The sequence below is a fragment of the Acinetobacter sp. SFB genome (assembly GCF_001647545.1).
In the GTDB taxonomy this organism is placed as follows: domain Bacteria; phylum Pseudomonadota; class Gammaproteobacteria; order Pseudomonadales; family Moraxellaceae; genus Acinetobacter.
Genome location: NZ_LSZH01000016.1, coordinates 18,778 through 42,599 on the forward strand (window position 1 = coordinate 18,778; position 23,822 = coordinate 42,599).

General features: G+C 42.3%; 21 protein-coding genes and 2 pseudogenes. 7 read left to right on the forward strand and 16 right to left on the reverse strand.

The genetic code is table 11. The annotated features are described in order from the left end of the window. Window positions 1–6 precede the first annotated feature (6 nt). Window positions 7–1,536, reverse strand: coding sequence for a CoA-acylating methylmalonate-semialdehyde dehydrogenase (locus AY606_RS13440; RefSeq protein ID WP_067869666.1), 1,530 nt, complete (start codon window positions 1,534–1,536; stop codon window positions 7–9). A 176-nt stretch (window positions 1,537–1,712) separates the two neighbouring features. Between AY606_RS13440 and AY606_RS13445 the strand changes: the two genes are divergently transcribed. Further along, a complete protein-coding gene (locus tag AY606_RS13445; RefSeq protein ID WP_067869669.1) occupies window positions 1,713–2,597 on the forward strand; it encodes a LysR family transcriptional regulator in 885 nt (294 codons plus the stop codon). Window positions 2,598–2,781: 184 nt separating this feature from the next. Further along, window positions 2,782–3,459, forward strand: coding sequence for a type 1 glutamine amidotransferase domain-containing protein (locus tag AY606_RS13450; RefSeq protein ID WP_067869672.1), 678 nt, complete (start codon window positions 2,782–2,784; stop codon window positions 3,457–3,459). A gap of 751 nt (window positions 3,460–4,210) precedes the next feature. Here AY606_RS13450 and AY606_RS13455 read toward each other — a convergent pair. Further along, window positions 4,211–5,476, reverse strand: coding sequence for an OprD family outer membrane porin (locus AY606_RS13455; protein WP_067869675.1), 1,266 nt, complete (start codon window positions 5,474–5,476; stop codon window positions 4,211–4,213). A gap of 286 nt (window positions 5,477–5,762) precedes the next feature. Continuing rightward, window positions 5,763–6,680 carry a LysR family transcriptional regulator gene (locus AY606_RS13460; RefSeq protein ID WP_067869678.1) on the reverse strand — a complete coding sequence of 306 codons (918 nt, stop codon included), beginning with the start codon at window positions 6,678–6,680 and terminating at the stop codon, window positions 5,763–5,765. Window positions 6,681–6,785: 105 nt separating this feature from the next. On the opposite strand from AY606_RS13460, the gene AY606_RS13465 reads away from it, so the two are divergent. The 4 genes and pseudogenes from AY606_RS13465 to AY606_RS13480 form a co-directional block, all read left to right on the forward strand. Further along, window positions 6,786–7,895, forward strand: coding sequence for a muconate/chloromuconate family cycloisomerase (locus AY606_RS13465; protein ID WP_067870066.1), 1,110 nt, complete (start codon window positions 6,786–6,788; stop codon window positions 7,893–7,895). A 15-nt stretch (window positions 7,896–7,910) separates the two neighbouring features. After that, complete coding sequence (gene catC, locus AY606_RS13470) at window positions 7,911–8,201, forward strand: muconolactone Delta-isomerase (RefSeq protein WP_067869681.1); 291 nt, start codon at window positions 7,911–7,913, stop codon at window positions 8,199–8,201. A gap of 124 nt (window positions 8,202–8,325) precedes the next feature. After that, window positions 8,326–9,246, forward strand: coding sequence for a catechol 1,2-dioxygenase (gene catA, locus AY606_RS13475; protein WP_067869684.1), 921 nt, complete (start codon window positions 8,326–8,328; stop codon window positions 9,244–9,246). Between the two features lie 119 nt (window positions 9,247–9,365). Further along, window positions 9,366–9,700 (forward strand): annotated as a pseudogene (locus AY606_RS13480) (alpha/beta hydrolase); the annotation flags it as partial. 286 nt (window positions 9,701–9,986) lie between these two features. Here the strand turns inward: AY606_RS13480 and AY606_RS13485 are convergent. The 6 genes from AY606_RS13485 to AY606_RS13510 form a co-directional block, all read right to left on the reverse strand. Further along, complete coding sequence (locus AY606_RS13485) at window positions 9,987–10,733, reverse strand: class II aldolase/adducin family protein (protein WP_067869687.1); 747 nt, start codon at window positions 10,731–10,733, stop codon at window positions 9,987–9,989. A 12-nt stretch (window positions 10,734–10,745) separates the two neighbouring features. Next, on the reverse strand, window positions 10,746–11,738 hold the full coding sequence (locus tag AY606_RS13490; protein ID WP_067869690.1) for a ketopantoate reductase family protein: 993 nt from the start codon (window positions 11,736–11,738) through the stop codon (window positions 10,746–10,748). 25 nt (window positions 11,739–11,763) lie between these two features. After that, window positions 11,764–12,537 carry an ABC transporter ATP-binding protein gene (locus AY606_RS13495; RefSeq protein ID WP_067869693.1) on the reverse strand — a complete coding sequence of 258 codons (774 nt, stop codon included), beginning with the start codon at window positions 12,535–12,537 and terminating at the stop codon, window positions 11,764–11,766. Continuing rightward, window positions 12,534–14,336: a branched-chain amino acid ABC transporter ATP-binding protein/permease gene (locus AY606_RS13500; RefSeq protein WP_067869696.1), complete on the reverse strand. Its 1,803-nt coding sequence runs from the start codon at window positions 14,334–14,336 to the stop codon at window positions 12,534–12,536. The genes AY606_RS13495 and AY606_RS13500 overlap by 4 nt, the downstream gene beginning before the upstream one ends. After that, window positions 14,333–15,370 carry a branched-chain amino acid ABC transporter permease gene (locus AY606_RS13505; protein WP_067869699.1) on the reverse strand — a complete coding sequence of 346 codons (1,038 nt, stop codon included), beginning with the start codon at window positions 15,368–15,370 and terminating at the stop codon, window positions 14,333–14,335. Before AY606_RS13505 ends, AY606_RS13500 begins: the two co-directional genes overlap by 4 nt. A gap of 95 nt (window positions 15,371–15,465) precedes the next feature. Beyond that, window positions 15,466–16,608, reverse strand: a complete 1,143-nt coding sequence (locus AY606_RS13510; RefSeq protein WP_067869702.1) for an ABC transporter substrate-binding protein — start codon at window positions 16,606–16,608, stop codon at window positions 15,466–15,468. 625 nt (window positions 16,609–17,233) lie between these two features. Between AY606_RS13510 and AY606_RS16180 the strand changes: the two are divergent. Next, window positions 17,234–17,398, forward strand: a pseudogene (locus tag AY606_RS16180) (penicillin acylase family protein); the annotation flags it as partial. Window positions 17,399–17,514: 116 nt separating this feature from the next. Here the strand turns inward: AY606_RS16180 and AY606_RS13515 are convergent. The 7 genes from AY606_RS13515 to AY606_RS13545 form a co-directional block, all read right to left on the reverse strand. Continuing rightward, a complete protein-coding gene (locus AY606_RS13515; RefSeq protein ID WP_067869705.1) occupies window positions 17,515–18,471 on the reverse strand; it encodes a p-hydroxyphenylacetate 3-hydroxylase reductase component in 957 nt (318 codons plus the stop codon). A gap of 76 nt (window positions 18,472–18,547) precedes the next feature. Continuing rightward, complete coding sequence (locus tag AY606_RS13520; RefSeq protein WP_067869708.1) at window positions 18,548–19,504, reverse strand: PDR/VanB family oxidoreductase; 957 nt, start codon at window positions 19,502–19,504, stop codon at window positions 18,548–18,550. Window positions 19,505–19,538: 34 nt separating this feature from the next. Next, window positions 19,539–20,276 carry an SDR family NAD(P)-dependent oxidoreductase gene (locus AY606_RS13525; RefSeq protein WP_067869711.1) on the reverse strand — a complete coding sequence of 246 codons (738 nt, stop codon included), beginning with the start codon at window positions 20,274–20,276 and terminating at the stop codon, window positions 19,539–19,541. A gap of 9 nt (window positions 20,277–20,285) precedes the next feature. Then, a complete protein-coding gene (locus AY606_RS13530; protein ID WP_067869714.1) occupies window positions 20,286–20,771 on the reverse strand; it encodes an aromatic-ring-hydroxylating dioxygenase subunit beta in 486 nt (161 codons plus the stop codon). Between the two features lie 10 nt (window positions 20,772–20,781). Beyond that, on the reverse strand, window positions 20,782–22,059 hold the full coding sequence (locus tag AY606_RS13535; RefSeq protein WP_067869717.1) for an aromatic ring-hydroxylating oxygenase subunit alpha: 1,278 nt from the start codon (window positions 22,057–22,059) through the stop codon (window positions 20,782–20,784). Window positions 22,060–22,089: 30 nt separating this feature from the next. Next, window positions 22,090–22,617 carry a nuclear transport factor 2 family protein gene (locus tag AY606_RS13540; protein ID WP_067869720.1) on the reverse strand — a complete coding sequence of 176 codons (528 nt, stop codon included), beginning with the start codon at window positions 22,615–22,617 and terminating at the stop codon, window positions 22,090–22,092. A 30-nt stretch (window positions 22,618–22,647) separates the two neighbouring features. Continuing rightward, window positions 22,648–23,814, reverse strand: a complete 1,167-nt coding sequence (locus AY606_RS13545) for an acyl-CoA dehydrogenase family protein (RefSeq protein ID WP_067869723.1) — start codon at window positions 23,812–23,814, stop codon at window positions 22,648–22,650. Window positions 23,815–23,822 lie beyond the last annotated feature (8 nt).

Genomic DNA, 23,822 nt, shown 5'->3' on the forward strand with positions numbered 1-23,822 from the left:
TGCTCCTTATCGCAGACTGATCGTGGTATTTACACCTGTGGTTTCCTGATCATCTTCAAACCAGCGGCTGGTAATGGTTTTGGTCTGGGTATAAAACTGCACCGCCTGTTTGCCATACGGACCTAAATCACCGAGTTTTGAACCACGTGACCCCGTAAAGCTGAAGAAAGGTACAGGTACAGGAATGGGAATGTTGATACCCACCTGACCGATATCAATCTGGTTCTGGAAGGTACGTGCAGTATTGCCATTCTGGGTAAATAATCCGACACCATTGCCCAATGGATTGGCATTAATCAGTGCAATGGCTTGTTCTAAAGTATCGACATGCATGATCGCCAGTACCGGACCAAATATTTCTTCTTGATAAATGCGCATATCGATCGTGACCTGGTTAAAAATCGTTGGCCCGACAAAATTGCCTTTTTCATAACCTGGAACCTGTACATCACGGCCATCCAGCAGCATCTCAGCGCCTTGTTCAACGCCACTGTTAATTAAATCTATGACACGGGCTTTGGCGCGGCTTGAAATCACCGGGCCAACATCAGTATTTGCTTCATGGCCTGCATTGACTTTCAACGTTTTGGTTTTATTGACCAGTTCATCAACCCAGTGTTTGGTATCACCGACCATCACGGCCACCGAAAGCGCCATACAACGCTGACCGGCTGCGCCAAAAGCTGCACCCACTAACGCATTTAAGGTCTGTTCTTTATTGGCATCCGGCATGACGACAACGTGATTTTTGGCTCCCATCATCGACTGCACACGTTTGCCATGTTGTCCCGCCAGGTTGTAAACATGCGTGCCCACAGCGGTCGAACCGACAAAAGAAATTGCCTTGATATCTGAATGCGTACACAACATATCCACCACTTCTTTACCACCATGCACTACATTTAGTACGCCTGCAGGCACTCCTGCCTCAATTGCCAGCTCCACCAGCATCATGGTCGACAACGGGTCCTGTTCCGAAGGTTTTAAGACAAAAGTATTGCCGCAAACAATCGCCATCGGAAACATCCACAGTGGAATCATTGCCGGGAAGTTAAACGGTGTAATTCCTGCACAGACCCCCAGCGGTTGCTGCATGGTATAGGTATCGACACCGCGTGCCACCCCTTCAATATACTCACCCATTTGTAGTGAACCGATAGAACAGGCATGTTCCACCACTTCTAAACCACGCTGAATGTCACCTTCGGCATCGGCCAGGGTCTTGCCCTGTTCTGCCGTTAATACTTGGGCAATGTTTTTTAAATTAGTACGAATCAGATCCTGCAGTTTCAGCATAATCCGCATCCGTGCCTGAATCGGGGTTTGGCGCCAGCTGGCAAAGGCATTTTGTGCGGCAGCAATGGCGGCATTGACTTCTTCTGCGGTAGCAAAGGGCACCTGAGCCAAAACTTCCTGAGTGGCAGGATTGACAATATCCTGCCACTGGCTGGTTTTTGATTCGACAAATTCACCATTAATGAGGAGTTTTGCGGTGGTGAATCCGGTACTTTGCTGGGGATGAGAAATGGCGTTCATGATCGCTCCGTGCTGGTTTGTTATTGTCGTTGTATCTGCCTTTACTGGCTTTATTCAGCGGATTATTTTTACGCTGTTTCAGCAGACTAACAAAGAACACTTTGACCACCAATAGAAATTGGTGCACGATGATTGTGCAAATTTGCACAGGAATTTAACAGGATGTTAAATAGAAGATGAAAGTGGATTGGGATCATTTACGTTTCTTTTTGGTTTTGGCGCGTGCTAAAACGCTCACCAATGCAGCACGCTTGATTGGCGTTGAACACAGTACCGTGGCACGGCGGATTCAGGCTCTGGAAAATACCTTGGGTACGCAACTGTTTAAGCGAGAAGCGACAGGTTATGAGCTGACCTCGGAAGGTTTGGCACTGGTGCCGCGTGTGGAACAAATGGAACAGTCCTTTATCCAGATTGACAAACGCCACGATCCCTTGCATGGTCGGGTCCGGATAGGTGCACCAGAAGGCTTTGGCACTGCATTTTTAGCGCGGTTACTGGCCGAGTTTTCTCAGCATTATCCCTCCTTAACCATCGATTTGATTCCTGTTCCGAAGACTATTAAATTGTCACATCGTGAAGCCGATATTGTAATCGCGATTGACCGGCCCAAATCTGGCCCCTATATCATTACCCGTCTATCAAATTACTGTTTAAAGTTGTATGGCAGTAAAAATTATTTACAACGAAACCCCCAAATTCATCGGGTAGAAGATTTAGCCCAGCACCGTTTTGTCGATTATATTGATGATCTGGTCTATAGCTCAGCGCTGTATTCGCTGGAACGTTTGCCGCTGCAATTGACTGCCTGTTTTCGCAGTAACAGTATTCTGGCCCAGCAAATTGCGGTCAGTGCAGGTGCCGGACTGGCGATTTTACCGCGCTTTATTGCCCAGGATAAACCTGAACTTGAAGAGGTCCTCAGTGATCAGGTAAATTTTGCACACACTTTCTGGATGCTAACCTTAGTTGATTTACAACATGAACCCCGGATTAAACTGGTTTGGGATTTTTTGCGTAAACAGGCGGATATTCAGCAAGCGCTGTTAATGGGTGAATGAATGATCTTACTTGTGAACAGGCTGTTCACTTGGCGGAGTTAGGCACTTTAGTTAAATTAACTTGAAAATTAAACCACAACGTATCGATACAGCAAACGAACGTATCACAACATTTCTGCCGCTCGCGACTTGTTAAATTAACATTCGATCATTCACAATATTTAATCAGATACAGGAAAATAATATGAAAATCTTGATGGTACTGACTTCACATAGCGAGTTAGGTGAAACTGGCAAAAAAACCGGCTTCTGGCTGGAAGAACTTGCAGCCCCTTATTATACGTTTATCGATGCCGGTGCAGAAGTCACCTTGGCTTCTCCTCAAGGTGGTCAACCACCGTTAGATCCGAAAAGTAATGAAAAAGATGCTCAAACCGAAACCACACACCGTTTCGAAGCGGATGCATCGGCCATGCAAGCACTGGCGAATACCAAGAAATTAAGTGCAGTCTCGATTGCCGATTTTGATGCAGTATTTTATCCGGGGGGTCATGGTCCATTATGGGATCTGGCCGAAGATCAGACCTCGATTTCCTTGATTGAGCAAACCCTGCAAGCAAATAAACCCGTTGCTTTGGTTTGTCATGCACCGGGCGTACTACGTCATGTGAAAGGCAGTGATGAGCAAGCCATTGTAAAAGGCAAATCAGTCACAGGCTTTAGCAATACGGAAGAAAATGCTGTAGGCCTGACCGAAATTGTTCCCTTTTTGGTCGAAGACATGCTCAAGGAAAACGGTGGCCAGTATTATAAAGCTGATGATTGGCAGGTTCATGTACAGCAAGATGGCTTACTGATTACCGGACAAAACCCGGCATCTTCTGCTGCTACAGCAGAAGCGCTGTTAAAATCACTAAAATAAGTAGCTATGGGTATAGAAAGAAGTCTTCGTTAGAAACTGTCTTTTAGCGCACAAGGACTGATTCACTACATAAACTCAGTGCATTCTGGGTTTATGTAACAGTTATGCTGGTATGCATGGTTTAAGTTATGCCAACGAAACTTGAATCTGAAACATTAAGATGTTTTTATCGTCATAGATACAGGCTCAGGGAGTGGATGCAGAGTATCGTAACCGTCTAGTGCCGTTAAAAAACGAGAAGCCGTTGTACACTGAAGTCTGAACTTAAAATTTATAATCAAAAAATAAATAAAACAAGAATCTACACCAAGCATTCGGTTGAAGATTTAATTCATTGCTAGAATTTACAATCTCGAATTGAGTAAAAATGATTTATAAAATTGATCTTTTAGCCAGATTATTTACTAAGTCTTATTTCATTTTTTAGTTATCGTTTTACTTAAACTCTAAATTAGATAGGGGTTTTTGAAGAAAAAATTAACTATTACAGTTAACGGTTTGATTAAAGCAATGAGAAATTTAAAAGCAAGAAATTAAAACCCCAGCAATTGATAGATTAAATTTAGCTACAAGAGACCTGTGCAAAACTTTAATGGAATTATCAAAGTTTTGCACAGGTCTAAATGTCGAAGATGATTTAATCTAGCATTCAGCATCTATAATAAGCACTTGGCTGAAGCTTTAAGATGAAGATCATCACATAACTTTTTACAGCAAAACTACCTGATATTTTTCTTGAGTTTGAATAAAATCAAAATTTAAAGGTATAACTCGTAATAATACGGTTTTCTACAAAATCTTTTCCAGCAGTATCTCCTACGCCATATTTAATATCCGCACGAATGTGACGCCATTCCAGACCTAAACCTTTCAGTTTTCCTTCAGGAACGGTGTAATTTACAATCACGTTTTTTTCAGTTTCCTGATTGTCTTTCAAGCCCGGGCGGTATATTTCACTGCCGTTTAAATAGCGCAATCCTAATTTCAGACCTGGCACACCCGCATTTTTAAAGTCATAGCTGTATAGCGCATGCCATGTCAACTCTTTCGGTTTATAAAATGCCAAGTTTGACCAGGTTTGCAAATAAGCTTGTGGTACATAACCCACCAATAAAGGAATCGCATCGCCTCCCATATTTTTTTGGAGACCGGCAGTGAATGAGCTGCCCCCATTTTGAACTGTCACCTGCAATCCCGCGGACTGCGCATCAATACTGCCGAAATAAGCATCGCCATCTTCTGTATAGTTAAAATAGCGGGCATCCACTTTTAGTTTAGTGGTATTGATCTGCTCTGAATAAGTGGCATTTACATAGTGCTGCTGGTAAATATCTTCCAGCTGGCCAAACCAATACGATCCTGACACTTTCGGAGTGAAATTATAATCTAGCCCAATAAAATTCATTCCGTCACTTTCTTTATTCGGATCTTTATTACCACCCAGACTCATTTTTCTAAATTCATCGTCGTCACGTGCATTAATATGCGTAAAGCGCCCTGCGGAGACTTTTAAATTTTTAATTTCTTTACTTTCCAGCATTGCACCTGCAAAGGTGGTGAGCAGCTGACGGGAATCATCAATAAATAGCACCGGCGTTTTAGGCAACAATTCACCGACTTTGAGTTCAGTATTCTGATATTTCAACTTTAAGGTCGCGCCCAGTTTTAAATAATCCCGTTCCTGACGCTTTGCGGCTTGATCATACTTAAAGACTGTATCTAAACGCTCTTCATTATGATCATTCAATCTCACAGCATATTGAAATCCTAAGTCTAGACCAACCTGAAGCGGCGTATCGCTATAGCCGGATTCAAAACGGCCACTGATAGCTTGAGACCAGCTGCCTAAATCCTGATTTGTTCCTTCAAAGTCGCGTTCAACATAAAAATTTCTGAGGTAAACAGACTTTTGACTGTCCTCGAAAAAATTGGCATGCGCCGCATTCAACCCTGCAATACTAAAAAATGAAAATAGCACTGCTTTTTGAGCAGTACGTTTTGAAGATAAGTTATACATGGAAATCCTTTCCTACATCGGTATTGTTTTCTCATCCACGATGCAAACATCATGATCTGCCTGTTTGATCTGAATGCTGATTTCCCAATAGAAACTTTTTAATATTAAAATTTAAGATAATTTCAGAACTAAAAAGGAAAATTAGAATACCTGGCATTATTTGAATTATTAATGTAATTTTCCATATCTAATTAAGTATATAATCATACCTTTTCTATCATTTTAAAATTGTTTGAGAGGGTTAAAGAAAAAATGGCACTGAATTTTCCTGGATTATTCAATCGACTTATATATTGTCCATATGAAGATCAATATTTTCATTTTTAAAAACGTCTTGAATACAATCTAGAATTTTTGGAATGTAGCTACTCTGATCCATATTACGCACAGATAAAGAAATTGCGCTGTGGGCTTCCACATCCAGAATCGGGATATAAGCCAAATTTTTCATACCGATATCACTGGCTGTTTCTGGAATCAGGCAAATACCCTCTCCTGAAGATACCAAGCCAAGTGCCATATGAATTTCTCGTACTTCTATCAGTTTTTTAGGTACTAAACCTAATTCGGTGAAGATGCTTTGTACTGCCGTAGCAAAATTGGGTTTGGGTGTTTTGGGATAGGAAAAAATAGCTTCCTCTAAAATTTGTGACAGATAAAGACCAGATTCAATAAATTCGGCGAGATGGTGATTCTTATGAATGGCCAGCAATAAACGTTCTTTTCTGAGGAGGAGGCGCTTAATAGACGGATCAATGAGTCGAAGCCGGCCAAAACCTAGATCTATTTTTCCTGCTTTAAGTGCTTCAATTTGATCACACGTTCCGTATTCAATTAATTCAACATGCATATCCGGATTACGCTGTCTAAATAAATAAATAATTTGTGGCAGTAAAGCATAAAGCAGGGAACTGACATAACCAATGCGGACGGTCTGATCCACCGCATTGATCCGCTGTGCCATAGAAGTTGCTTGTGCGGTATGGGTCAAAATTTGCACAGAATGTTCATAAAAGAACTGACCTGCTTCAGTCATTTTGATGGGCCGAGAACCACGTTCAAATAAAGTAATGCCTAATTCTTCTTCTAACTTTTGAATTTGTCGGCTTAACGGCGGCTGTGCAATGCATAATTTATCTGCAGCTTTGGTAATGCTCTGCTCTTCTACCACCGTAACAAAATAACGTAGATGTTTTAGTTCCATATTTTAATATTCCTTTTTGGTATTTAAAAATACCTTTTCAGTCATAGTATAAACATAAAAAATAATATAGTTTAAAATTATATGTATTTTTCCATTAAAATGATTATGTACCAGTCAATAGAAACGATACTTGTCGAAATCCCCACCATCCGGCCCCATAAAATGGCGGTGGCGACAATGCAGACACAGACCTTGGTTTTGGTCAAAATCACCACCAGTGATGGTCTCATCGGATGGGGCGAAGCGACCACTATTGGCGGTTTAGGTTATGGGGAAGAAAGTCCTGAAAGTATTAAAACCAATATTGAGACATACTTTAGTCCGTTATTGAAATCACTGTACGGGCTCAATATGGCCAAAACCATGCAGACGATAAAAAGAAATATTAACGGCAATCGTTTTGCCAAGTGCGCCATACAGACTGCCTTATTCGATATTCATGCCCAGCGTTTAGGTTTACCGCTAAGTGAAATTTTAGGCGGACGCTTGCGTGACAGTATTCCGGTCCTTTGGGTACTGGCATCCGGCAATACAGACAAAGATATTGCTGAGGCACAGAAAATGATTGAAGTGAAACGGCATAATATTTTCAAACTTAAAATTGGCTCTCATGCAGTTGAAGCAGATGTTGAACATGTACTCGCCATTAAAAAAGCACTAGGACCAGATATTTCAATTCGTGTAGATGTCAACCGTGCATGGTCTGAACTGCAAGCAATTAAAGGAATTCAAATGCTCCAAGATGGCGGCGTTGACCTGATTGAACAGCCTTGTGCGATTGATAATATTGATGCCATGCAGCGCCTTAGCCGCAGGTTTGATATTGCCATTATGGCAGATGAATCATTGATGGGCCCTGATAGTGCATATCGCCTTGCGAAGAAAAATGCTGCCTCTGTTTTTGCCGTTAAGGTGGCGCAATCCGGCGGGCTGCTTGAAGGCTGTGAAGTTGGAAAAATTGCCAAACTTGCTGGCATTGATTTATACGGTGGCACGATGCTGGAAGGTCCTGTTGGGACAATTGCATCTGCACATGTCTTTTCAACCTTTGACAATCTGGCTTACGGAACCGAGCTGTTCGGCCCATTGCTGCTGACAGAAGAAATTTTAAAAACCCCGCTTCAATATCAAAATTTTGAATTACAAATCCCTCAAAGTGCTGGACTTGGTATTGAGGTAGATGAAAACAAAATTGATCACTTACGTCGTCTGTAATTAAAGGAGCTGAGAATGCTTTTCCAAGTCCGTATGGATGTGCATATCCCTTTGGATCTGCCAAGCGAGCAAGCCAATGAAATCAAAACTGTTGAAAAAGCCTATTCAGAGGACTTACAGCATCAAGGCAAATGGCGCCATATTTGGCGTGTAACAGGACAGTATTCAAACATCAGCATTTTTGATGTAGAAAGCAATGAAGAACTGCACACTCTTTTGCAAGGTCTACCGCTTTATCCCTATATGAATATTGAAGTAATGGCATTAAATCGCCACCCGTCTTCCATTCGTGAAGACGATAGCTGACCTTTAATCATACCCGCAGCCCAAAAAAATTAGGTTGCGTAAACAAGAAATGTGGTCAATTAAGTGCTAGCTGAACCTAAGCCTTAAAATCACAAATAGCACTGCATACTCAAGGAGCAAAAGTATGAACCGTCAAGAGATTGATCAATTAGTAAAACACATGAACGTGGATACAGCTACAGGGCCAGTTGATGCACGCGTACAACAAATTGTTGTCCGTTTAATGGGAGATCTATTCCAGGCCATTGAGGATTTGGATATCTCTCAAACTGAACTCTGGAAAGGTTTAGAGTATTTTACCGACGCAGGTCAGGCCAATGAATTAGGCCTTTTAGCAGCGGGTCTTGGACTTGAGCACTATTTAGATCTCCGTGCAGATGAAGCAGATGCCGAAGCAGGCATTACTGGCGGCACACCGCGAACCATTGAAGGTCCGCTCTATGTTGCAGGCGCGCCAGAATCGGTGGGTTTTGCGCGAATGGATGATGGAACTGAATCAGACAAAATCGATACGTTATTCATTGAAGGTACAGTCACTGATACTGACGGCAATGTAATTCAAGGCGCTAAAGTGGAAGTTTGGCATGCCAACAGTTTAGGTAATTACTCATTCTTTGATAAATCTCAGTCTGATTTTAATTTACGCCGTACCATCATTGCCGATAATGCCGGCCATTATGTTGCTCAAACCACAATGCCCGTCGGTTATGGCTGTCCTCCAGAAGGCACAACCCAAGCTGTATTAAACAAACTTGGCCGTCATGGCAACCGTCCTTCTCATGTGCATTATTTTGTTTCAGCACCAGGTTACCGCAAACTGACGACTCAATTTAATATTGAAGGCGATCAATACCTTTGGGATGACTTTGCTTTTGCAACACGCGAAGGTCTGGTCGCCACTGCAACAGAGGTGAATGATACAGAAGCAATGGCTAAACACAATGTCGATAAACCATTCAAACAGATTACCTTTAATGTTGAACTGGTCAAAGAGTCTGCACAGGCGCCAACAACAGAAATTGACCGTCGCCGCGTCAGCGCTTAACGCATTTATCTGTGCTGCATAGCATTACTAATGCCTTGCGGCACTTCAGATTTTTAGCGTTAAATTTTCCATTAATTTAACGTTAAAAATTTGCTTATTGCTCATTAAAGGTTTACAGCCCTATCGCTTCAACTGCAGCCGGGCTCTGGTTTACGGATAAATTTAATTCAAGGCAATGCAGCAGAAGTTGAAAATTTGCAAAATGGCCTGGCAGCGCTGAGGTTATGCAAGTTGTTGTGAAGCTTGGGCTAAAGCGGACCTGGATGAACAGTTAAAAGATATTCCTGTTCTTATTGTGGCAGGAATACAAGATCCTGTAACGACAGTTGCAGAGGATCAATTTATGGTAGAGCGTATTCCGAATGCTAATATGTTTGAAATTAATGCCTCGCATATTTCAAATATTGAATGTCCAAAAGAATTTATACATGTTTTAGGTACTGCTTGTAATTAATTGAGTGTTCCTCTTTAGATGCAATACGCGCGTATTGCATCTTTTTTTTAAGTACTCATTTTATATTTTGGTCACGGACAGAGAAAATCAAGGTTAACAATGACCCTCAATAAAATCACTGCCCACTCCGCTGAGTTGCATCAGCAGATCCAAAGGAATAAACATGATACCGTAAGTCCTAACCGTCAATTTATTATGACTGTTCAAAAGACTGCCGGTTTAACTGGCTTTCACTACACGGCCATTCCTGCTGGAAATTCAAAAAATGCATGAAAATGGTGTATTTTTAATCCGCTTCATGCATTTTACGCACCATTGCATTAAAGAATTTATCTGCAAATCCGCTGTCACCAATCAGCATTGCGGTTAAATCTGTGCATTTTTGCTTAACCTCTTCACTGAGCGGAAAATCTTCGCCGCCCAAAGCACCCGCTTGGCACTGAATTTCAGCAGCACGCTGCACAGTCCACAGTAAAAAAAATGCTTTTTCAATACTGCTTTCTCCTACCGCAATGCCATGATTTCGCAATACTAAAATATGTTTATCTGCAAGATGTTGAATCATCCGCAGCTTTTCTTCTGGAAAAAGTGTGATGCCCTCAAAAGCATGATAAGCCACTCGCCCATAGAGCTGTGCACCATAGAAGCTATCATACGAGAAACCATTTTTTTTCTGTACCACAGCACTGATTGGTGTGGTATGGGTGTGAATCAAACAGCGGATATCATGCCTTGCGCCATGAACGGCACTGTGCAATGCAAAACCCGCAGGATTCGCCTCATATTCGGAAGGTTCTACCTTATTTCCGGCTAAATCAACTTTCAATAAATTTTCTGGCGTGACTTCAGTATAATTTAATCCAAAAGGATTGACCAAATAATGCTGTTCATCACCTGGCAACCGTGCTGAAATATGATTAAAGATTGTTTCAGTCCAACCAAAATAATCCACTAAATGATAACAATCCGCCAACTTTACACGCAGTTCCCATTCCTGCTGACTGAAATTCAAAGGTTGAATGCTGGTGTTCATAAGAATCCTTTTTTAAATCTTCCGTGATTGCTCACTCAAATATGCGGTTAAATTGCAAATATGCTTTGTGACTGGCATATGACAATTAAATTGCTCGGCCAGCTCAAAAACAGCTTCTGCTATTCCTGCCATTTCTAAAGGTTGTTTCTTTTGATAGTCATTCCACATGGAGGTGTACACGTTTCCCATATTGGTGCCTAACTGTAAAAAGGTTAGGGGATCAATAGAAATTCGGGCACCATAACTGGCCGCCACCTGCCGGACTTCTTGGGTAATTTGCAGCGCCATTTCATGTAAGTGCGGATGTGCATAGATGTCTTTTAAAGGAGCACCCGTGACTACAGAAAGTGGGTTCGAGCTTAAGTTAGCAATCACTTTGGTCCAAATCTGATCTCGAATCTGGTCGGTAACCCTTAACTCAATACCGGTATCTGCAAAAAGGGCTTGAACTGCCTGTATACGCTCTGTGATTTGATTATTTGGTTCACCTAAAATCAGCAGATATGGATTATCCGACTCCACTTTGCCATAGGCCTTCAATTTTGCTGTGATAAACACCACAGAACCAATTAAATGTGTCAAAGGAAAGCGCTCAATCAATTGCCTATCTTTATCTAGGCACTTAATGGCCTGTATATCATCGTTACTTTGCCCTTGATAAAAATACCAAAATGGAATGCCGTTCATCAGTGGAATAATCACGGTTTCAGCATGTATTGCATCTTGAACGACAGCAGTGATCTGATGAAGGGCATTTGATTTTGTCGCAATAAAAATAATATCTTGCGGATCAAGTTCAGTGAGGTCTTGCACAACACGATAGGGGGTCAACTGATATTCGCCTGTTAAATCGGTTAGCTGAATACCTTGAGTGGACAACACCTGAAAATTCTCCCCACGTGCAATTAAACTGACTTGTTCACAGCCTGCTAAAATCAGGCGAGCTGCCAAGGTACAGCCAATTGCACCGGCGCCTAAAATAGAAATTTTGGTCTCTTTTTTCATAAGGCGCTCCCGCTTAAAAGGAAAATTAAATAGAAAGAATGTCCTGATGCTTACTGTTAATCCCTAAATAGCTTTCAATAATTCTTGGATCTTCCACTAAATCTTGACCAGTGCCTTGCATAGACAATTCACCCATTTCCAACACATAGGCATAGTCTGCCAACTTCAAGGCTGCACGTGCATTTTGTTCTACCAATAAAATAGACACGCCCTGACCGCGAAGCTGATCAATAATTTTAAAAATCTCCCGGGTAATTAAAGGTGCTAAACCGAGACTCGGTTCATCCAGCATCAACAGTTTAGGCTTTGCCATTAGCGCACGCCCAACAGCAAGCATTTGCCGCTCACCACCAGACAACGTGCCCGCTTCCTGAATCCGGCGTTCTTTTAAACGCGGGAAAATACTATAAACTTCATCCAGCGTTTCTTTTAGACTGCGGTCGCCATGCCTATAACGCTGAAAGCCACCCAGCATGAGATTATCTTCAATACTCATGCTGCCGAACAATTCCCTTTTTTCAGGTACTAAACCTAGTCCACGTACAACCATTCGCTCTATGGGCGGGCACTGCTCTACACTGCCATCAAATTCCACATCACCTTTTGAAGCAAGAACTCCCATGATTGCAGAAAGCAAGGTGGTCTTGCCTGCACCATTGGGGCCAACGACAGAAACAATCTGCCCCTCATTTACCCGCATATTGAAATTCATCAGTGCATCAACTTTGCCATAAGCCACGCTTAAATTACTGACTTCTAATAAGCATTTGCCTTGCGTATTTTCTGTGATTGTACTCATGCTGCACCTCCTAAATAGGCTTCTAGAACAGCTTCGTTTTTTTGTATATCTTCTGGCAGGCCTTCTGCGATTTTTTCACCGAACTCCATTACTACAACGTGATCGACCAAATTCATCACAAAGTCCATATCATGCTCAACCAATAAAGTCGCCATACCCTCTGCCTTCAGCTTCATTAAAAGCTCAGCCAAAGCCTGCTTTTCTTTTAAACGTAGGCCGGCAGCAGGTTCATCCAATAACAATAAGCTTGGGTGGGCACATAAAGCACGCGCAATTTCCAATATTCGCTGCTGCCCTAGTGCCAGATTTCCAGCTTCGGTATAGAGATATTCCCCTAGACCGACCCGCTCTAACTGAAATTTAGCTTCATTCAATAAATTGTTTTCTTCCTCACGATCCAGCCTGAACAGCGAGGCCCAAACGCCTTTTTTACCGCGTAAATGTGCGCCAATCACCACATTTTCCAACACCGTCATTTCTGGCAAAATTTTGACGTGCTGAAAGGTTCGGCTCAGTCCTTTTTTAGCAATCTCACGCGATAACATGCCATTGATTTTTTCACCTAAAAAGATGACTTCACCGCTGGTTGGAACATCGACACCGGACAACTGGTTAAACATGGTGCTCTTGCCTGCGCCATTCGGGCCAATCAGTGCCAAAATTTCGCCTGCATGAATTTTTAAATTCATGTTGTTATTGGCGACCAAACCGCCAAACTTTTTCGTCACATTCTTCGCTTCTAGAATAAGCGTTCCTTTTGGGGGCAACGCCAGAGTAGGAAGCGCTTGTGTGGGTGCGGTCAACTCTGTATGCAAATCATTAGCTTTAAAACGCGGCGGTATCAGCTTGACCAGCATTGGCCATAAACCAGAAGGGGCTTTTTGCATCAACAATACAATCATTAAACCAAAAACAATAGTTTCATACTGTCCATTATTGCCAAAAATAACCGGCATTAAGTCTTGCAGCCATTGGCGCAGCATCGTGAATATGCCTGCTCCAAATATTGCGCCCCAAATACTGCCTACACCGCCCAGCAAAGCCATGAACAAATAATCAATCCCCATTTGTAAACCAAAAGGTGTCGGGTTAATAAACGATTGATTATGCGCATATAACCAGCCCGAAATAGAGGCAAAAACAGAGGAAATAACAAAGACCACCATTTTGGATCTAAAGGTATTTACCCCCATAGACTCCGCCATGACTTGTCCGCCTTTGAGTGCCCGTATCGCTCGGCCTTCTCTAGAATTCAAAATATTTTTGGTCAAAATAATGGCCACAAATAAAATCAGCCAAATGAGATAAAACATTTTATTGCTGCTGTCTAAGGCATAGCTCGCAATAGAAATGCTCGGAATATTGGAAATACCTGAATGACCGCCTAAACTTTCAATGGTGGAGAAGAAATAATAGAGCGATATACCCCAAGCGATGGTGCCTAAAGGCAAATAATGTCCAGACAGTTTTAAGGTGAGGCCACCCACAAGAAATGCAGAAGTAACCGTTAAAACAATACCTAAAAGTAGCCCTGCCCATGGGCTGCCGCCTGTCCACATCAAGAACTGGGGCAGCTGTTCGGTCACTGTTAAATAAGCTGTCGAGTAAGCGCCAATTCCCACCAATGCCGCTTGACCAAAACTGGTCATTCCGCCCACACCTGTCAATAACACTAAACCTAAAACGACTAAAGCATTCAGCCCAATATAATTAAGTAGCGTGACTTGATAAGCAGGTAAAATCAAAGGGCTAAGGGCCATAAGCGCAGCAAAGCCCAGAAATAAATATTTAGACTTCATTCATGGTCCTCCTCAATGTGACGAGACGTTAAAGATTTCCAAAGCAAAAATGGAATAATGAGGGTAAAGACGATAATTTCTTTATAGTCGCTGGCCCAAAACATAGAAAATGCTTCAATAATGCCAACGGCCACCGAACCTGCTGCTGCCACTGGAAAACTTGCTAAGCCGCCAATAATTGCGCCAACAAAGCCTTTAAGGCTGATAATAAAACCAGAGTCATAATACAGCGTGGTAATTGGTGCAATTAAAATACCCGCAAATGCTCCCATAAAAGCCGCCATTGCAAAGGTGATTTTGCCTGCAAAAATGGGAGAAATTCCCATCAGCTGTGCCCCAACCCGATTCACCGCAGTGGCTCTTAATGCCTTGCCGTAAAGTGTCTTTCCAAAGAAATACCACAGTACAAGAATCATGCTGAAAAACGCAGCAATGATATAAAGGGTCTGGCTATTAACAGCTAAACTCCCCCATTGATATACAGCATCACTGAATGGTTGAGTTTGCGCACCATCTGGGCCAAAAACTAACAGACCAATCCCCACCAAAGCCACATGCACTGCAATAGAAACAATCAGTAGCACTAATGATTTGGCAGCCACCAAAGGCTGAAAGAATAAACGGTAGATTTGCGGGCCAAGCGGTGTAATAACAGCCAAAGCAAATAAAATTTGAATAAACATCGGCAGGCTTGCCAAGGGCAGTAAATACATCGCTCCAACAATTAACGCAATGTAAATCGCCCACAGACTATGGCTTCTTAAATTAAATGGAGTCTTATTTTTAAAACTCGCATAAAGATCCAGAAGCAATTGAACAGCAAAGAATACTACCAACAGCCATACAATACGGCTTGGTGTTCCAGCTTGAATAGAGGCAAGTGTCAGTGCAGCAAAAACACTAAATTCACCTAAGGGAATGAGTAAAATTCGGGTGACAGTAAAAACCAATAAAATACATAAGGCGAGCAATGCATAGATTGCCCCACTGGTAATGCCATCCTGCCCAAGAATTAATGCGATGTCTAAATCCATGACCGCCAGATCCTCGCTATTTTTCAGAGGCAAAAGCTCTCTAAGAGCCATTGCACACTGAATTGAATAGCAGATTAATTAATTTAAAAAATTTATTACTTCAGCAATTTCCATTGTCCATTTTTTACAGTGACCATAACCCGTCCGCGCTTGTCAAAACCGCTATGATCCATTGGCGTCATATTATAAACACCCTGTGTCCCTGCCACTTCTTTGGTTTGTTCCAATGCTGTGCGCAATGCTTGGCGGAATTGCACACTTCCTGGTTTCGCCTGCTTTAATGCTACCGGAATCGCCTTTTCTAACAGCAGTCCAGCATCATAGACATTCGCACCAAATGTCGCGGGGTATTCACCATACATTTTTTTGTAATTGTTCATGTATTTCAAAGCAATGGCTTTGGAAGGATGCTTATTGTCAATTTCATTAATGACCAGCATCAAGCTAGCCGCCAAAATCGTGTTATCTACTTTTTTGCCCCCTAACTTTAAAAACTGATCTAAGGCCGCACCATGGGTTTGATAAATTTGTCCACGATAACCGCGATCATATAAAGCAACTTGCGGTGTTACTGCGGCACCGCCCGGGGCTGCAATTAAAATGGCTTGTGGCTTGCCGGCAATCAGTTTCAGGGCCTGCCCAGTCAATGAGGTATCCTGACGCTGAAAAGACTCTTTTTGTGTAATTTTAATGCCCTTGCTGGCTGCTAAATGAGCAACGACTTTACTCCAGTTCTCTCCATAAGGGTCTGCTGTACCAATAAAGCCTAACGTTTTAATCTTGCGCTTCACCATGTCCTCAACTAAGGCTTGGGCGATCAAATCATCATTTTGTGTGGTTTTGAATACCCATTTTTTTTGCAGATTCATTGGCAAAACAACAGTGGATGTTCCAACAGGCGCCAGTAAAGGAACCTGAGCCTTAGCAATAATACCAATGACTGCACTGGCATTTGGCGATCCAGAAGGCCCAATAATGGCATCTACATTACTTTCACTGATCAATTTATTAATTGCTTTTACGCTTGCTGTTGGGTCACTGGCATCATCCAAGGAAATATAAGTGACTTTTTCACCACCGATGGTTTTAGGAAGTAACGCAACTGTATTCTTCTGCGGAATTCCCACCATCGCCACGGGGCCTGTAGATGAGCTAACCACTCCAATGCGTACATCGGCATGACTGGTGACTGAACCTGCGGCTAGAGCAGAAACAAGCAATATTTTATTGATTTCCATATGACAAACTCCATTTATCATTCATTGATGAGTCTCACGACTTTATTTTTTATAACATAAATACATGTAATTTTCTTGTTAATTTTAAAAAAATATCATTTATTTTGAAAATTAATCCTGTGAGTGTATTTTATTCAACAATAGCGAAGCTGAAATAAGAAGTTTTAGCAAAAAATTTCAGCCAGTCTGATTTTATCTCTTTTAATTTTATAATTATATTTAAATACAAAGATTTAATATATTTTTAAACACCCTCTTTGGCTAAATTTATTACAACATCTATATTTTTTGCTTGCTTAGATTAAAGAAAGTATAACGATATACCTTGCTAGAAGTAGAAAATTACATGGATAAATAGTAATAATTTAAAACAATGAACAAGGCATGTTCATAAGTGAAGTTAACCACCTTGAATACGTGGTTGCCAGTTAATGAATTCACTTCTAAATCATAATGAAAGCAAGGAGATCTAAAGTGAAAAGCCATATGCTCAATAATCAGTCTAAAAATGTATTGATTCGATACCGCGTTTTGGGTTGAAGCTGCATGTTTCTCGCAGGTTGCAACTCATCCTCAACTTTAGAGCCAGTATCCACTCAAAAACAGGTCACCATTAAACGCGATAATTTTAGCCCCAGGTCAAAGTGGTTTTATTGATAAAAATGGTAAACCCGATGCTCAGTTTGCCGATCAACTAGCCTTGTTTGAAAACTATGAATGTAAAGAAGATGCAGTCGATCAAAAGAAAATTGACCAAAGCAGCAAACATAGTATGACTTTGAACTATTAATCTTTTATTTAAAAATGCTAATAGTCAGTGACTACTAGCGGTCAAAAATCAGGGTGAAAAACAAAAAGTATTAGGCAACTATTGCTTATTTTGCACTAGTTGCCTCTCCATATTATTTAGTTAATACCCGCAATATCTCTTAAAATTTTAATGAAACTGTCTTTTTCACTGTCTGAATATTTTTCTAATACTTCATTCTGATGGCTGTCTGCAATATCAAACAAATAATGCGCGGTTTTCTTGCCTTTCTCTGTCAATTTATAGAAGCCGTCGGTCTCAATCAGCAAGCCGTCTTTTTCCAGAATTGCAGCGGATCGTTCTACTTCCCGCATTGGCATAGCAATATCACGCGGTAAATCCGCTTTGCTTGAAGCCGTACCACTGCCTAGAACCAGTAAAAGCCGTGCTTCACTGGTACGAAAACCCGTCACCAGCTGCTTAGGAATATAATCATTTTGATAGAATTTAAAGGCGCGACTCATCAAATAGCAGACATTGCCATGTAAATGCCCGTGATGCATCTCACCGACATCTTCAACTTCAGCAGACTCTTTCACCTGCAATAAAGGATGCGGTGTCACACCTGAATAAGCCCCTTGATGGTAAACCAGCGGACTGCGGCCTTCATCATGAAAATTTACCACTTTGCCGATAATAATCCAGTGATCTCCACCTTCAATGATCTGATGGCGCTCACATTCAAAAACAGCCGAGCAGTGGTCTAAAACTGGTGCTAGTCCTGCGCCTTCCTGAAAACTGGTGCCTTCATATTTATCGATATTACGGCGTGAAAACTTATTGGAAAGTTCAATTTGCGAACCGGACAAAATATTGACTGCAAAATGTGTGGCTTGCTCGAATACATGAAAGCTTGAAGAGTTCTTATCGATACTCCAGAGAATTAAAGCGGGATCTAAAGAAACAGAGTTAAAACTGTTTGCTGTGACTCCAACTTTTTCGCCATGTTCATTTTGCGCAGTCATAATGGTGACGCCTGTAGCAAAATTGCCTAATGCGCGTCTAAATTTGATTGGATCAATTTTTATGGTATCCATCGTATGTAATGCGTTCATGCTTCTCTCCTGAATTTTAAAGTCCTATTCCTGTGCGGACCCAATAGTGTGCAATTTCAATGTGACTGGTGTTTATTTAAATATCTAACACTAAGCGTGCCGATTTAGCGCGAGAACAGCACACCAGTATTTGCTCATTGCTGGCTTTCTCTTCATCGGTGAAATACACATCGCGATGATCCGGCTCACCTTCAAGCACATCACACATGCATGTCCCACAAACCCCTTGCTCACACGACATTTCTATCTCAATGCCTTCACGTGCCAAAGCCTGTAAAATGGTTTCCTCGGCATTCACCATAATGATTTTGCCGCTGCGTTCCGCCACCACTTCAAAAGCATCGCCACCCGTTTCCACCTCGACCTGAAAATATTCTTTGTGAATCTGATGTTCGGGAAAATGCTGGGTTTGCGCTAGATTAATGACCCAATCCATAAATCCATTTGGACCACAGGTATAAATATGGCTTTCGGCATCAATATTCTGTATCGCAGATTGAAAAAATTCACGGTGGCTCGCGCCTTCCGATTTAAAATGAAAGGTGGTGAATTGAGCCAGCGCACCCTTTTTAATTTCATCTACAAAGGCGCAACGTTCTGCACTTGCCCCACAGTAATGCAACTCAAAAGACTCGCCTTGATCAGCCAACTGATACGCCATGGTAATAAGTGGCGTAATGCCGATACCGCCACCGATCAATACCGAATGCTTGGCTTTCACCAAAGAAAAAAGATTTTTCGGCGCGCTGACTTGAATCTGCATACCATCCTTTAATTCATCAAAAGCGGATATAGAGCCACCTCTGGATTCAGGATCACGTAAAATTCCTAAACGAAAAATACCCGTTTCAGCTGGATTTTGACAAAGTGAATACTGACGTACCATACCGTTGGGTAAATGCACATCAATATGTGCACCTGCTTCGATTTTAGGCAGGATTGTAGTAGAGGTAGCAGATTCAAATTCCATGACTGCAATATTTTCGCCTTCTACATGGCGGTTTTTGACAACAACATTATAAAGTGCAGTCATAATTCATCTCCCTGTTATGCAGCAAGCCCGCGGCTTAACGCATAAATAATCCGCCGTTGATATCCCACGTTGCACCCGTCACAAAACCGGCATTTGGACTTGCCAATAACGCACACGTTTCAGCAATAAACTGCATACTGCCCAAAGCTTTGACAGGGATATTCTGAATAAATTGTGCCATCTTTTCCTCAGATACCACGCTGTGCACAATCGGTGATTCCATGGGCCCTGGTGCAACCGCATTAACCGTGACACCTTTCGCAGCAAATTCCTTGGCAAAAATTTTCGTCAGGGTCACAATGGCACCTTTGGTCGCAGCATAGTGCGCGCCCGTTGCTGTGCCGCCATTTTGCCCTGCCAAGGACGCCATATTGACAATACGGCCAAAACCTTTGTCAGCCATATACTTGCCGATAATCTGACATGACTGAAATGTACCGCGCTGATTGACTTGGGTAATCCAGTCAAAATCAGCCGCGGTAATCTCTAAAACAGGCGTTGCTTTGGTGACCGTCGCGTTATTTATCAGTACATCCAGTTTTGAAAACTTCTCTTCAATCCATTGCACAGCGGCATGAAAATCTGCTTCAACAGAAATATCCAGCTTCAGAGGAAACATATTATTCGCATTTACACTGCGCACTTTTGCAGCTTCAGCTTTTTCCAGTGTGCTTGCAGATAAAATAACTTGATGACCTTGGCTGGCAAAGTATTCTGCAACAACATTACCTAAACCCGATGCGGCACCCGTCACTAAAACAATCTGTTTCATTTTTTGCTCCTAAAGAATGTAACTGATACCCGCTAACGTATCGGTAGAGTTGACCAAGTTAATAATTTTACGATTAATTTTAAAACCTTGTTCAGCATCGCGGATCAAGTGAAACGTGACATCTGCGGTATAATGCTTCAGACTTTCTTTACGGAATTCGCGCAGGTTTTGCGCACAACGTAAAATAATTTCATCACCGTCATCTTTGACAATCCGCACACGCGATACGCTGCGCACTGTATTTGCTTTTGGAGAAGTGGAGATGGCCTCGCCATTGTCTAAACGGTTTACCCGTAATTGACGCATGTGATGATTGTCATAGGCATAATTCAAATTATTTTCATAATCCGTTAATGCTGGATCAATCGGAATAATATAAACGCCAGTTTCATTCCACAGCTTTAACCATTCTGCATGTTCGTAATGATCCAGCATGTCCGCTTCAGCCCAAATAAAAGCAGTCACTTCATTCAATAAATTTAAATCGATTTTCATTGCTCTCTCCTTAAGCCGTCATCAACTTTTTCCACTGCTGATACGCAGCCCGCATGCCAGTTTCAGCACTTACATCACTTTTTAAGCCATCTGCAGTTTTTACTTCGCCCGGTAAACCGCGGTTGAGCATGATCCATAAATCATTGCCTGCATCTGCCCCTTTTTGTACCCGTTCCCATGCTTCTGCATCATCCGGTGTACCAAAACCAAATGGGCCCTGGAAATGCTCATGCAAACGCAAGCGGTACTGATTGGCAATTTGCGGGCCACCATCCATAGTAATAACCGAGTGATGAATTTCTGTTTTATTTACAGAGATCGGCTGCATGACACGGAAGAAAGCCATTGAACAGGCAATATTGGGGAACAAGTTTAAATTAAAACCAGAACCGCCTACAGCGCGGACAATACGGCGCACTTCCAATTCTGCATGGCCTTCATCACGCAATGCCTGAGCCAAATCTTCAAAACGTTCCTGAATGGGACGTTCCATCAATTCTTCTTCCAAATCGACCAGTTCAGGAATCATCACCATGACACTATGGCCATTGCCTAAATCTTCGACATAGCCCGGCTGGTTATCAAAATTAAATAATTCTTCGGTTTTTTCATCGACTGAACTTAAGAATGATTTATGCACCAATGGGAAGTGATAGGCATCTGTAGTATTTTCCAGCTGGATTTTCCAGTTACCGGGGAAGGTAAAACGGTGCTCACCCAGAACTTTCACTGGATAGCCCGCACCCTGTTTCATGAACAGGTCAATCCATTTTTTCGCCGCACCGAGAAAATCTTCCAACGGTTCAACCTCATGATTAAAAGAGGCGAAAATCATACCGTTGTATTCTTCAACGCGCAGGCTGACCAAAGGGAATTCAGATTTATCCAGGCATTCGCCATAGCTTTCAGGAGATGGCACACCGCGTAAACTGCCATCCAAAGCATAGCTCCAGCCGTGGTAAGGACATACAAAGCTGTTGGTTTTGCCCTTTTTATGTTCACACAGTGTTGCAGCGCGATGACGGCAACGGTTAAGCAGGACATGAACTTTCTTTTTACGGTCACGCACCGCAACCACTGGCTGCTTGCCGATATTCATGGTCTTATAGCTGCCGCCTTCTGGAATTTCGCTGGCATGCGCCACCCAGACCCAATTGCTGTAATAGATTTTTTCCATTTCATCTTCAAAGATTTTTTCATCTTTATAAAGTGAAGTATGCGCACGGTCTGATTGAACTAACTCATTGTAGTCAATATCAATATTTTGAAGTGGAATGATACTATTCATGTCAACTATCCTTTTAAATTTATCCTTGGGTTATGTCTGAGACGGTACTGGCAATTCTGCTGTACTGTGCCAATGAGAGACTGGACGACTGAAAATATTTTCCGTTTGAAAATGCTTGATTTTCCAGCTATCGTCCTGCTGCCGTTTAAATGTCACTGTGAGTTTGGCTGCATTCATATGGCTGCGGCCATCTTGAAAAGTTGAAGTTTGCAACATCAACCAAGATGCTTTTGCGTGCATGTCCTCAACATAAATTTGTTCTGAACTGACAAAATGCGCATTCATCACGAAATGCGATGCTTTTTGGGTATACCCCTTGAACATGTCGTGAATCGCCTGCCGTGAGCTGAAGTGACCAAAAGACTGTGCATATTTTTCGCCTATGCCTTCCCAAATACTGTCTTCATCAAACAAATTCATTAATTCATTCAAGTCAGTATTGGCATCTAAAGCATCACAAATTTCCATGTAGCGGTTAATGCAGTTTCGAATTGCGGCTTGCGCTTCCAACTGTGCCAAACGCTGTAGAATTGCACTCAAATCCATTTTGTCCTTCATTCTTAATACTCACGCCTGAAGTCAATCTGCTTATAAATAACCTGGTGCCGGTTTTAAGCCAAAGCTGATTAAACCTGCATTCTGTAAGGTGGCATCCCCCATAAAGGCATGCTGTGTCACCACATTGGTATCGTTCACAAAGCGGCTGAACACATTGTTGGTATAAATGGCTGTCATACCTGCCAGCATTTGCATTTTGCGGGCAACACGGGCAGCAATGCGGGCAGCATGTGTACAAGACAGACGCATATCACTGATTTGTTCTGCTGTCGGTGTACGGCCTGCAGTAACCTCGCTCCAAACGGCATCCATCGTTTCATAAAACCAGGTACGCGCCGCTTTAAACTCTGCTTCAGTTTGCGCAAATTGATATTGTGTGACTGGACGGTTTGCAATTTCGGAACCGCCAGTTATAGAAGCCTTGCCTGGCGCAAGGAGCTTGAATTCGTTTAAAGCCGCTGCCGCCACCCCTATACCCACCACCGTCAAAACCTGTGTTGCAAGTGATAAGGAAGGATATTTAAAAAATGGCTCTGGAAGCTTAGACGGCTCTCCGCGTACAAATGTCCACTCTTTAGCCACCAAAACATTTTCAACAACTAAATCATGGCTTCCCGTTCCTTTTAAGCCCACGGTATCCCAAGTCATTTCAATTTTTACTTGTTTTGCAGGCATGACTGCCATCCGTGGCAAACCCTGCGCTTCATTACCCTTTTGCGGCGCAATACCGACACCCACAATATCTGCACCCATGCAGCCACTGGAAAATTTCCAGCGCCCTGTAACCACAACCCCTTCATCGGTGATTTCTGCGGGTTGCGGCGGAAAAATGCCGCCCGCAAACACAATGTCCGGTGAATTTTTATACAGCTCTTTCAGGGTTTCTTCCGGCAAGCTGCCTAAATAAGCTGGACTCATGCCAAAGCTGGCCACCCATCCCACAGAGCCATCCGCCATCGATAATTTTTCAATCAGCTCGCAAAATTCACGCGGTGAAACTTCCGAACCACCAAAACGCTTTGGAACAAATGCCCGATATACACCCAGTTTTTTTAATTTTTCAATGATGTCTTGACTGACATAGGCCTGATTATCAAATTCTCCAGTACATGCGCGTTCCCGGATTTCCTGACACAAAGCAGTCAAGTCCACTGCGGTATTATCCATGACAAAATCCTTTGCAGATAAATGATTCATTCGTTAAC